The organism is Streptomyces sp. TN58, assembly GCF_001941845.1.
Classification (GTDB): domain Bacteria; phylum Actinomycetota; class Actinomycetes; order Streptomycetales; family Streptomycetaceae; genus Streptomyces.
On sequence record NZ_CP018870.1, the window covers coordinates 992,646 to 1,005,093 of the forward strand.

Consider the following 12,448-nt stretch of genomic DNA (forward strand, 5'->3'; position numbering starts at 1 on the left):
TGTCTCGTGCCCGGAAGCCGACAGCAGCCGGCAACGAGAGCACGGGGAGCACACCATGGCCGAGAACACCGAAGTCGTCGTCATCGGGGGCGGATACGCCGGCGTCATGGCGGCCAACCGCCTGACGCGGCACGGCGGGGTGACCGTGACGCTGGTCAACCCGCGCCCGGACTTCGTGGAGCGGATCCGCCTGCACCAGCTGGTGGGCGGTTCCCACGACGCGGTCGTCGAGTACGCGAAGGTGCTGGGCGCGGGTGTCCGCCTGCTGGTCGACAGCGTGACGGGGATCGACGCGGCCGCCCGCCGCGTGGCGCTGGCGTCGGGCGGCACGGCCGCGTACGACTACCTGGTGTACGCGGTCGGCAGCGGCAGCGCCGACCCGGGAGTGCCCGGAGCCGCGGAGTCCGCCTACCCGCTCAACAGCCTGGAGGAGGCGCGGCGGCTGCGGCCGGTGCTGGACGCCACGCCCGCGACGGCGCCGGTGACGGTGGTCGGAGGCGGGCCGACCGGCATCGAGACGGCGGCCGAACTGGCGGAGCGGGGCCGGGCGGTGACCCTGGTCTGCGGTGGGGTGCTCGGCCCGTACCTGCACGCCCGGGGCCGGCGCTCGGTCGCCGGACGGCTGGCCCGGCTGGGTGTGACCGTGCTGGAGGGACCGGGAGCGAAGGTGACGGCCGTGACCGGAGCCGCCGTGCGCCTCGCCGACGGCCGCGAACTGCCCAGCGAGGTGACCGTCTGGACGGCCGGTTTCGCCGTGCCGGACCTGGCCGCCCGCAGTGGGCTGAGCACCGACGCGGAGGGGCGCCTGCTCACGGACGAGACGCTGACCAGCGTGGACGACGACCGCATCGTCGCGGCGGGAGACTCGGCGGCCCCCTCGGACCTGCCCCTGCGGATGAGCTGCCAGGCCGCGATCCCACTGGGCGCGCGGGCCGCCGACACGGTGCTCAGCCGGATCGCGGGCGAGCGGCCCGAGCCCCTGAACGCGGTGTTCGCGGGTCAGTGCATCAGCCTGGGGCGGCGCGCGGGCATCTTCCAGGTCGCCCGCCGCCACGACGTCGCGCTGTGGTTCCACGTGGCCGGCCGCCCCGGCGCGAAGCTGAAGGAGTTCATCTGCCAGGGCATCGTCAAGCACCTGGCCGGCGAGGCCCGCGAGCCCGGCTCGTACGGCCTGCACCGCGTCTCGGGCGGCCCCCACCGGCAGCGGCTGCTCGCCGCCACCCCCCGTCGCACCCCGGCCCCCACGGCCGCGGCCGACCAGCCTGCCTGACCCGCCCCCGAGGCCGGCCCACCCCGGGCCGGCCTCACGCACATCCGGTGGCGGACTGCCGTCCTCACCCACCGGGCCCGGATCCGAGGCTCGGGTGCCCCGGGCCGGCCGCCTCGGCGTGCGGCTTCGGGGCGGTCACCGTGGCGTATTCCGTGTGGACGGCGCCCGCGGGGTCCAGGGGGAGGATCAGGACGGCCGGTCGCGGAGCTGTGGCGGGGGTGGGGGCGGCCATCGAGGTCGCCAGCAGGCCGATGCCGGTGCCCACCAGGGTCACCGCGACTGCGGCCACGACGACTCCGCCGATCCAGGAACTCTCGTACACGACGGTTCTCCATCCGATGCGTGGACCGGCCCCGGGCTTTCCGGTGACGGCGTACGTCGAATACACCTCGGGCCGAGTACGGGCGTCAGGCCACTGGAACGCGTGACTTGACGTCCGCGGGCGGCCCTGGCAGCGGCTCCGCCGGACCTCCCTTCCCGACGGCTCCGCCTTCTGTCAAGTGACGAATGGCCGGGACTACGGCCCTTTCCCCGCCCCGGGCAGGGTGGCAGTCGACCGTCCTGCGCAAGTGCAGGAGCGAAACGCCATCCGGAGCGGAGGACCCCGATGTTCCGTCGTGCAGGGAGCTTCGTGACCCGTCGTCCCCGACTGGTCCTCGTCGCCGCGCTCGTGTTCCTCGTGTTGTCCGCCGTGTTCGGCTCGGGGGCGACCGGCCGGCTGAAGACCCAGGGGTACGACGATCCGCGGTCCGAGTCCAGCCGTGCGGCGGCCGTCGCAGCCCGGCATTCCGGGGGCTCCCCCAACCTGGTCGTCGTCGCGCAGGCCCGCGGCGGCTCCGTCGACGACCCGGCGGCCCGGAGCGCCGGCGAGGCCCTGACCCGGCGCCTCGCCGCCGAGCCGGACGTGGACGCGGTGACCTCGTACTGGGCCGGCGGCGCGGCGGAGCTGCGCAGCCGGGACGGCCGCGCGGCCATGCTGGTCGCGCACGTGGACGGCGAGGGGGACCGGCTCGGCGCCCGGGTCGAGCGGCTGAGCGCGGAGCTGACCACCCCGGCCGGTGCGGGGACGGCGGCAGCACCCCTGAGCGTGCGCGTCGGCGGGCCCGCGCTCGTCGACGCCGAACTCCAGAAGCTGTCGGAGTCCGACCTGAAGCGGGCCGAGGCCGTCGTCCTGCCGGGCACGCTGGTCCTGCTGGTCCTGGTGTTCGGCAGTGTCGTGGCCGCCGCCCTGCCCCTGCTCATCGGCGTGCTCGCCGTCCTCGGGACCCTGCTGGCCCTGAGCGTCCTCGGCAGCGTCACCGACGTGTCCGTCTTCGCGCTGAACCTCACCACGGCGCTCGGCCTGGGCCTGGGCATCGACTACGGGCTGCTGGTGGTCTCCCGTTTCCGTGAGGAGCTCACCGCCGGGTACGCGCCGCGCACCGCGGCCGTGCGGACCGTGCGTACCGCCGGCCACACCATCGTCTTCAGCGCCGCCACGGTCTCCGCGGCGCTCGCCACCCTGCTGGTGTTCCCGCCCTACTTCCTGCGTTCCTTCGCCTACGCGGGCATCGCCGTCGTGGTGATCGCCGCGGTGAGCGCCGTGACCGTGCTGCCGGCCCTGCTCGCGCTGCTCGGCAGGCGGGTGAACGCCTGGGCGGTGCCGTGGCGCCGCCAAGTCCGCTCCGGGTCGCGCTCGCGGTTCTGGGAGGGGCTGGCGCGGATCGTCGTGCGCCGGCCGCTGCTGGCGGCGCTGCCGGTGATCGGGCTGCTGGCGCTGCTCGCCGGGCCGTTCGCCCATGCCGGTTTCGCCACGCCCGACGACCGGGCGCTGCCGGCCGGTTCGGCCGCCCGCCAGGTGGGTGACCTGGTGCGCGACGCGTTCGACATGAAGGGCGCCGGCGCGCTCACGGTCCTCACCACGGGTGAGGTGTCCCCGTCGGCGCGGGCGGAGCACGCCCGCCGGCTGTCCGCGCTGCCGCAGGTCGCACAGGTCGTGACGCCCGAGGGCGCCTTCCGCGACGGCGCGCGGGTCCCGCGCCCCGAGGCCGCGCAGCCCGAGCCCGAGCCCGCGCCCGCCGCCGAGCCTGCGGGCACCGCCGGGGCCCGACCGGCCGAAGCCCCGGCCGCCGGTCCCTCCCGGCTGTCCGTGGTCCCGCTGGTGGACCCCCGCTCGCACGCCGCCCAGCAGCTCGTACGCGACGTCCGGGCGACCCCCGGCCCGGCCGGCACCGACAGCCTCGTCGGCGGACCGAGCGCCGTGCTGGTCGACGCCAAGGCCACGGTGGGTGACCGGCTCCCGCTCGCCCTCGCCCTGATCACCGCGAGCACCTTCGTGCTGCTGCTCGCCTTCACCCGCAGCCTGCTGCTGCCGCTGAAGGCCATCGCGCTGAACGCCCTGAGCCTCGCGGCGGTCCTCGGAGCCATGACGTGGATCTTCCAGTCGGGCCACCTGCGGCACCTGCTCGGTTTCACCCCCGGCCCGCTCAGCACCACCATGCCGGTGCTGCTGTTCTGCATCGTCTTCGGGCTGTCGGTGGACTACGAGGTGTTCGTCCTCGCGCGCATCAAGGAGGCGCACGACGCCGGGGAGGACGACCGCGCCTCGATCGTCTCCGGCATCGGCCGCACCGGCGGCATCGTCACGACGGCCGGGGCGCTGCTCGCCTTCACCCTGTTCGGCTTCGGCACTTCCCAGGTCTCGCTCCTGCAGTTCTTCGGGATCGGCGCGGGGCTCGGCGTCCTCCTCGACGCCACGCTCGTACGGGGCGTCCTCGTACCGGCGCTCATGCGCCTGGCGGGCGGCCTGAACTGGTGGGCGCCGTGGCCGCTGCGGCGCAGGGTGCCGCTCCCGGCGTCCCGTCCGCCGCCGGACCGCCCGGAGCCGCCGGACCGCCCGGAGCCGCAGGACGGCCGGGAGCCGCCGGACGGCCCGGAACCCACCGCGCGCCTCCCGGAGTGCGCCGTGTGCCGGCCGCGGCCCGCGCCGCCGCCCTCACCGGCCGCCCCCGTCCCCAGCTGCCCCACCAAACCCACCTGCCTCATCAGCCCCACCGTCCCCGTCCCCACCACCCCGGCCGCCGTCCGGCCCGGGCACCACGACAAGGAAGACCCGTCATGAACGACATCGCCATCGTCGGACTCGGCTGCCGCTTTCCCGGAGCCCGCGACATCCGCGCCTACTGGAAGCTCCTGATGGGCGGGGAACGGCAGTTCTCCGCGGTCCCGGCGGACCGCTGGAACCACGACCCCTTCCACGACCCCGGCAACCCGTCGGCCCCCCATACCGCCTACACCGACCAGGTCGCCTTCCTCGACGACGTGGACCGCTTCGACGCCCTGCACTACGGGGTGCCGCCCGCCCGCGCCCGGGCCATGGACCCGCAGCACCGGCTGATGCTCGACGTCACGCGCGAGGCCCTCGACGACGCGGGGCTGGGCCGGGGCGACTTCGACCGCGAGAACACCGGGGTCTTCTGCGCGATGTCGGTTTCCGACTACAAGGACGTCATGACGGCTCCGATCCGGGCCATCGCCCTGGCCGACCAGGCCCGGCGGTCCGCGTCGGACGACGGCCTCGGCGCCCTCGACGCGGTCAGGGAGCACGCGGGGCGGCTGGGCACCGTCCAGCCCTTCAGCCTGCCGGGGAGCCTGCTCAACATGGCGGCCGGCACCGTCAGCCGGCAGTTCGACCTCGGCGGCCCCAGCTTCGCCGTCGACGCCGCCTGCTCCGGTTCGCTGGTGGCCCTGGACCAGGCCGTCGCCCAGCTGCGCCAGGGCCGATGCCGGATCGCCGTCGTCGGCGGCGTCTACGTCAACCTGACCCCCGACAGCCTGATCGGCTTCTCCACACTGCGCGCGCTGTCCGCCACCGGGGTCTGCCGACCGTTCGACGAGGAGGCCGACGGCTTCGTGCTCGGCGAGGGCGCGGGCGCCGTCGTCGTCCGGCCGCTCCGGGACGCCCTCGCGGCCGGTGACCGCGTCTACGCCGTGATCAAGGGCGTCGGCTCGGCCAACGACGGCGCCTCCCCGGGCCCGCTGGCCCCCGCCCCCGAGGGCCAGCTGCGCGCGCTGCGCCGGGCGTACGACGACGCGGGCGTCTCCCCGTCCTCCGTGGGCTTCCTGGAAGCCCACGGCACCGCCACCCGGTCCGGAGACCGCGCCGAGGTCGAGGCGCTGCGCCGGCTGCGCACCGAGTGGCCCGACGAGGACCCCTCGCTGTGCTACCTCGGCGCGGGCAAGGCGCTCATCGGGCACTCCCTGGCCGCCGCGGGCATGGCGGGCCTGATCAAGACGGCCCTGGTGGTCCACCACCGCACGATCGTGCCGCAGCCGGGCACCCGCCCCCACCCCGACCTGGGCGTCGGCGCCGCGGGCCTGCGGTTCGCCGAGACCGCGCGGCCCTGGCCCCGTACGGGCGGACCGCGGCGGGCCGCCGTGAGCTCGTTCGGCTTCGGCGGTACCAACGTCCACGTGGTGCTGGAGGCGGCGCCCGCCCCGGCGGCCGGTGCCCGGACCGCGGCCCCCGCGGCTCCTCCGGCCACCGCGGGCGGGGCAGGCGGCTCGGGCGGGACCCCGCAGGTCCTGCTGCTCTCGGCCGGTGACGCCCAACTCCTCGACCTGCACATCGGCGAGGTCCTGGACGCGGTGGAACGCGCCCCCGGCACTCCGGTCGGCGCGCTGGCGCACACCCTGGGCGGGCGGGCGCCGCTGAAGGCCCGGCTCGCGATCGTGGCCCGCGACACCTACGAGTTCGCCCGGCGGCTCAGGCGCGCCCGGGCGCGGCTCGCGGACGGCGCCCGCGGTGACCTCGGCGAGGGCGCCTACGCGGAGGACGCGCCCATGCCGGCCGCGCGGCGCCGTATCGCCTTCGTCTTCCCCGGTCAGGGCAGCCAGCGCCCGGGCATGATGCGGGACCTGTACGAGGGGTTCGCCGGCTACCGCGCCGCGTTCGACGCGCTCGGCTCCGTCGCCCGGGGCGAGGCGGACCTCGACCTCGCCGAGCTGCTGTACGGCGGGCCGGCCGCGGCCGACGGGCACGGCGAGGTCGACGGCGGCCGCGGCGGGGAGCGCGGGCGGCGGCTCGCCGACACCGAGGTGTGCCAGCCGCTGCTCGGCACCGTCCAGATCGCCGCGACCCGGCTCCTCGCCGCCTGCGGTGTCACGCCCGACCTGGCGCTCGGCCACAGCGCCGGGGAGTTCGCCGCGGCCGCGGCGGCCGGAGCGCTCACCGCGGAGGAGGCCGTGCGGCTGCTGGCGCAACGGGGCGAGGCGCTGCGGCGGGCGGAGAGCGGCCTGCGGGGCGGCATGGTCGCCGTGCAGACCGACTGGGAGACCTGCCGGCAGCTGACCGTCGGCATCGACGACGTGTGGCCGGCCTGCTTCAACCAGCCGCGGCAGGTCGTGGTCAGCGGGACGCGGCAGGGCCTGGACGCCCTGCGGCGGGCGTGCGCCGAAGCGGGCGTCGTCACGGTGCGGCTGGAGGTCTCCCACGCCTTCCACTCGCCGCGGCTGGCCCGCGCCGAGGAGGCCGTGCGAGCGGCCCTCGCCGAGCGCCGCGTGAGCGCTCCGGTCCTGCCGTTCGTGTCGTCCGTGAACGCGGAGCCGTGCTCCGACCCGGCGCAGCTGCGTGAGCTGTGGGCGCGGCACGCCTCCGTTCCGGTGCGGTTCGGTGAGGCCGTCCGCGCCTCGTACGACGCGGGGGCCCGCCTGTTCCTCCAGGTGAGCGGTGGCCGCACGCTGCTCGACCCGGTCCGCCGCAACCTCGCCGACCGGGCCGACGTGCACGTGGTCGCCGCGAGCGGGACGGCGCCGGACGGCGGACGCGACTTCGTCCGGGCCCTCGCCCGGCTCGCGGTCCTGGGCGTCCCCGTCGACCCGCGCGCCCTGGTCCCGGCGGAAGACCGCATGCTGGTCGACCTGCCGGTGGCCCGGCTCGCGGCGCAGTCCTACTGGGCGGGCCGGCCGACCCCGGCCCACGAGGCCCCGGCGCAGGAGGCCCCGGCGCAGGAGGCGACGGCCGAGGTCCCGGCGCAGGAGGGGCAGGGCCACGAGGCCCCGGCGAACAAGGTCACGGCGCAGGAAGGGCGGGCCCACGCGGCCCCGGCCCCCGACGTCCCGGCCCACGAGGCCCCGGCGGACCCGGTGCTCCACCCCATGGACGACCTGCGGCAGATGGTCCGCCGGCAGGTGGACCTCATGTCCCGCCTCTCCGCGGCCGAGTCAGCCGCGCCGCCCACCGGACCGGCGGTCGCGGAGCCCCCGGCGGCCGCCGAGCCTTCGGTGCCCGCGGAGCCCCCGGTGTCCGCGGTACCCGGGGCCGCACCCGCGGCGGCCGGAGACGTCCGCGAGGTCAAGGAGGCCGTGTACGCGCACATAGCCCGGATCAGCGCGTTCCCGGTGGGCCACCTGCGCCACGAGCAGCTGCTGGTCGACGACCTCGGCTTCGACTCCCTGATGCTGACCGACCTGTTCACCGCCCTGCGGCGCCAGTGGCCGCTGTGGACGTTCGACGAACAGGCCGCGGACCGGCCGACCGTCGGGGGTGTCGCGGCGGCCGTCGCGGACGCGGCCGGGGACCCCGCGCCGGGCCCGGTCCCCCAGCAGCGCGCCGCCGGCGGCGTACCGCGGGGGCCGGCCGTCCCGGAGCCCGCACCGGAACCCGCCCCGGAGCGCGTCCTCAAGCCGGCACCGGAGCCCGTACCGCAGCCCGCCGCGCTGCCCGAGCAGCACACGCGCATCGACCGCTTCCCGGAGGTCACCGCCCACGCCGAGCGCTTCGGCACGCTCTCCGCCGCCGGCCTGTCCAACCCGTACTTCCTCGTACACGAGGGCGGTATGTCGGACACGACCGTCGTCGAGGGCCGCAGGCTCCTGTCCTTCTCCGGCTACAACTACCTGGGGCTGGCCACCCACCCCCGGGTGACGGAGGCCGCCAGGGAGGCGGTCGCGGCCTACGGCACGTCGGTGTCCGCCAGCCGGCTGCTGTCCGGCAGCCGCCCGCTCCACCTGGAACTGGAGGCCGAGCTCGCCGGCCTGCTCGGCTGCGAGGCCGCGCTCACCCTCGCCAACGGCCACGCCACCAACGTCACCGTGATCGGCCACCTCCTCGGTCCGGGCGACCTCGTCGTCCACGACGCGCTCGCCCACGACAGCATCCTCCAGGGCTGCAGGCTGTCGGGCGCGACCCGTCGGCCGTTCCCGCACAACGACGCCGCCGCCCTCGACGCCCTGCTGCACCGCGTCCGCGGCCAGTTCCGGCGGGTGCTCGTCGTCGTCGAGGGCGTCTACAGCATGGACGGCGACATCGCCGACCTGCCGGCCCTCGTCGAGGCCAAGCGGCGGCACGGCGCGCTGCTGATGGTCGACGAGGCGCACAGCCTCGGAACGACGGGCGCGACCGGCGCCGGCGTCGGCGAGGTCTTCGGCATCGACCGCGAGGCCGTCGACCTGTGGTCGGGGACCCTGTCCAAGGCCCTCGCCGGCTGCGGCGGCTACGTCGCGGCGAACCGCGCGGTCGTCGAGTACCTGCGCTACACCGCTCCCGGGTTCGTCTACAGCGCGGGCATGACCCCGGCCGACACCGCGGCGTGCCTGGCCTCCCTGCGGCTGCTGCGCGAGGAGCCGGAGCGGGTGGCCCGGCTGGCGGAGAACGCGGCGCTGTTCCTGCGCCTGGCGCGGGAGGCGGGCGTGGACACCGGGGACAGCCACGGCACACCGGTCGTCCCGTGCATCGTCGGGGACTCGCTGAAGGCGCTGCGACTGGCGGAGGCGCTGTTCCGGCGGGGCGTCAGCGTCAACCCGATCCTCCACCCGGCCGTGCCGGAGGAGATGGCACGGCTGCGGTTCTTCATCACCCGTGACCACTCGTCCGGGCAGATCCGCCACACGGTGGCCGCGCTCGCGCAGGAGCTGGGCCGGCTCGACGCGGTGCGTGCCGCATGACCGGCGGGAGCGCCGTGCGGACCGCTTTCCCGGTGCTCGCGCCGGGCCCGGTCCACCGGTGGGGCGGAGCCCTGCTGGTCGTGGCCCGGCGCTGCGGCCCGTACCGGCCACCGCCCCTGTCGGGGGCGGAGCGGCGGGTGCTGGAGGCACTGCCGGCGTGGCGGCGGGCCGAGTGGACGCTGGGCAGGCTGCTCGCCAAGCGCCTGGTCGGGGAAGTGCTCACGGTACCGCCGGGCGAGGTGGAAGTCCTCCCCCGCGACGACGGCAGCCCGCGCGTGCTGGTGGGCGGCGTCCCGATGCCGCCGCTGCACGTGTCGATCAGCCACACCGCCCGGCACGCGGCGGCGGTCCTCGCCCCGGATCCGGTCGGGGTGGACCTGTGCGAAAGGGCGTCGGCGGCCGCGGTACGCCGCGTCGCGGACCACGTCCTGTCCCCCGGGGAGCGCTCCCTGGTCACGGCGGACGGTCCGGAGGCCGCGGCCGCCGCCTGGGCGCTGAAGGAAGCCGCCGTCAAGGCGGACCGGAGCTCCGTCTTCGGCGCTGCCCCGCGCCGTGTCGCACTCCTCGGGCTCCGGCCGCCCGTCCTCGGCGGACACCGCCGCGCGATGGTGTGGCGGGCGGACGACGCTCTCCTCGCCCTCGTACAGGTGCACCGGCCGGCCGGAGGCCCTGGCCGGCAGCACTGCGTTGGTGCTCCTTGCCCCGGCGGATGATGCTTGTCAGTGGGGCCCCTGGCCGTGCAGGTCCCGTGGGACAGCGGTGACGGATCTAGCGAGGGCGAGATGAGCGGCGATGGAGCAACTTCCCACTCCTCCCGGTGAGCGGCCGGAGCAGACCGATGCCCCCCAGCAGCCCGCGTACACGGCGACAGCCGCCGTCGACGAGCGGGGCATCGTGACCGAGTGGGGCGAAGGCGCCACCCGGCTGCTCGGCTACGCGCCCGCCGAGGTGGTGGGACGGTCCGCCGAGTTCCTGCTGGCCGACGGCATCGGCGACCAGGCGCGCCGGATCCCGCCCGAGCAGGAGCGGTGGAGCGGCACCGTGGCGCTGCGCCACCGGGACGGCAGCCGCCTGGAACAGGGGCTGCTGGCACACCGCTGGACGTCCACCGGCGGGAGCACCAAGTGGTACGTGGTGTCCGCGGTGGCGGGCGGACGGGGCGGTGACGGCTCCTCGTGGGGCGATCCGCTGCACGAGTGGTCGTTCTCCCAGTCGCCCTGTTTTCTGGCGGTGTTCGACGCCGATCTGCGCCTGGTACGGGCGAACGCGGGCATGGAACGCACGCTGTCCCTCACGGAGTCCGAGATGCTCGGGCTGCGTCTGCCGGAGATCGCCCCGGACCCGGTGAGCGAGGAGACCGAGCGCAGGATGCGCCTGGCCCTGGAGTCCGGCGAGCCGCAGCACATGGAGGCCTTCGTCCGTGCCACCGGGGTCAGCGCGGAGCACGGCTGGGCCACGTCGGTGGCCCCGCTGCGGGACCGGGACGGTGCCGTACGCGCCGTGTGCCTCGCCGCGCACGACCGGACCGGCGCCGAGGTCGAGACGCAGCAGATGATCCTTCCGGACGCCGCCGACGCGCGCATCGGCACGACCGAGGACAGCACCCGTACCGCGCAGGAGCTCGCCGACGTGGCGGTGCCCCGGCTGGCCGACTTCGCGGTCGTCGACCTGCTCGATCCTCTGCCCCGCGGCAACGGGCACTCCTCCGGCCCGCCGCGGGGTCCGGTCACCGTGTGCCGTACGGCGGTGCGCTCGGCCGTCGAGGGGAGTTCCGAGGGGCGGGTCGCGGTCGGTGAGACGGCGGTCTACGCGCCGCTGTCACCGCCCGCCGAATGCCTGGCCTCGGGTCGGGGCGCCGTGTACGCGACGACCGCCCCGGCGGTCGCCGAGTGGATGGCGCGCGACCCGGCGGCCGCCTGGCTCGGTGCGCACGGGGCCCATTCGATGCTGGTGGTCCCGATGCACTCCGACGGCATCAGTTTCGGCGTGGCGGTCTTCGGCCGCCGTGAGAGCCGGGAGCCCTTCCTGCCGGAGGACGTGACCCTGGCCGAGGAGCTGGCGGGGCGGGCGGCCACGAGCATCCACGCGGCGCACCGGTCCACGCGGGAGCACACCAGCACCATGACGCTCCAGCGCAGCCTGCTTCCGCAGACGCTGCCCGACCATCCGGCGCTGGAGACGGCTTCCCGCTACCTTCCGGCCGGTACCGAGGCGGGTGTGGGCGGCGACTGGTTCGACGTCATCCCGCTCTCCGGTGCGCGGGTGGCGCTGGTCGTGGGCGACGTCGTCGGCCACGGCATCCGCGCCTCGGCGACGATGGGGCGGCTGCGCACCGCCGTACGCACGCTGGCCGATGTCGATCTGCCGCCCGACGAGCTGCTCACGCATCTCGACGACCTGATCATCCACCTGTCCGCCGACGAGGGTGGCAGGGAGGCCGTGGACGAGAGCGCCGGCGGCATCGGTACGACGTGCCTGTACGTGGTCTACGACCCGGTCACCCGGCACTGCACGCTCGCCCGGGCCGGGCATCCGCCGCCGGCGGTGGTCTCCCCGGAGGGGTCGGTGTACCTGCTGGACGTGCCGGCCGGGCCGCCGCTGGGCCTGGGCGGCCTGCCCTTCGAGACACTGGACGTCGACCTTCCCGAGGGCAGCGTGCTGACCCTCTACACCGACGGGCTGCTCCAGCCCCGCGAGCGGGACATCGACGACGCCCTGGACACGATGTTCGCCGCGCTCGCCCAGCCCGCCTCGACGCTGGACACGGTCTGCGACCGGGTCCTGACGGCCCTGCTGACGCACCGTCCCGACGACGACGTGGCCCTGCTGGTGGCGCGGACGCGGGCCCTGCACGCCGACAAGGTCGTCGTGTGGGACCTGACCTCGGATCCCTCGGACGTCTCCCAGGCCCGCCGGCAGACCACGGACCAGCTGACGGAGTGGGGGCTGGAGGAGGCCTCGTTCGTCACCGAGCTGCTGGTCAGCGAGCTGGTCACGAACGCCATCCGGTACGGCGAGCCACCCATCCAGCTGCGGCTGATCCACGAGAAGGACACTCTGATCTGCGAGGTCTCCGACGCGAGCAGCACGGCGCCGCACATGCGGCGGGCCCGGACCTTCGACGAGGGCGGGCGCGGCCTGCTGCTGGTGGCCCAGCTGGCTCAGCGCTGGGGCACCCGGCACGCGCCCGTCGGGAAGACCATCTGGGCGGAGCAGTCCCTGCTGGGGTTCTGACCGGCCGGCTCAAAGGGGGCC

General features: G+C 75.8%; 6 protein-coding genes. 5 read left to right on the forward strand and 1 reads right to left on the reverse strand.

The features are described from left to right. Window positions 1-55 precede the first annotated feature (55 nt). Entirely contained in the window at window positions 56-1,270 is a 1,215-nt protein-coding gene (locus BSL84_RS04570) for an NAD(P)/FAD-dependent oxidoreductase (RefSeq protein WP_075969865.1), read from the forward strand. A gap of 64 nt (window positions 1,271-1,334) precedes the next feature. Here BSL84_RS04570 and BSL84_RS04575 read toward each other — a convergent pair whose 3' ends face one another. Continuing rightward, window positions 1,335-1,592, reverse strand: coding sequence for a hypothetical protein (locus BSL84_RS04575; RefSeq protein WP_075969866.1), 258 nt, complete (start codon window positions 1,590-1,592; stop codon window positions 1,335-1,337). A 309-nt stretch (window positions 1,593-1,901) separates the two neighbouring features. Between BSL84_RS04575 and BSL84_RS04580 the strand changes: the two genes are divergently transcribed. The 4 genes from BSL84_RS04580 (at window position 1,902) to BSL84_RS04595 (ending at window position 12,427) form a co-directional block, all read left to right on the forward strand. Next, a complete protein-coding gene (locus BSL84_RS04580; protein WP_075969867.1) occupies window positions 1,902-4,370 on the forward strand; it encodes an MMPL family transporter in 2,469 nt (822 codons plus the stop codon). Next, window positions 4,367-9,193: a type I polyketide synthase gene (locus tag BSL84_RS04585; RefSeq protein ID WP_075969868.1), complete on the forward strand. Its 4,827-nt coding sequence runs from the start codon at window positions 4,367-4,369 to the stop codon at window positions 9,191-9,193. The genes BSL84_RS04580 and BSL84_RS04585 overlap by 4 nt, the downstream gene beginning before the upstream one ends. After that, on the forward strand, window positions 9,190-9,906 hold the full coding sequence (locus BSL84_RS04590; RefSeq protein ID WP_075969869.1) for a 4'-phosphopantetheinyl transferase family protein: 717 nt from the start codon (window positions 9,190-9,192) through the stop codon (window positions 9,904-9,906). Before BSL84_RS04585 ends, BSL84_RS04590 begins: the two co-directional genes overlap by 4 nt. 79 nt (window positions 9,907-9,985) lie before the next feature. Further along, entirely contained in the window at window positions 9,986-12,427 is a 2,442-nt protein-coding gene (locus BSL84_RS04595; protein WP_075969870.1) for a SpoIIE family protein phosphatase, read from the forward strand. The last annotated feature ends 21 nt before the right edge of the window (window positions 12,428-12,448 follow it).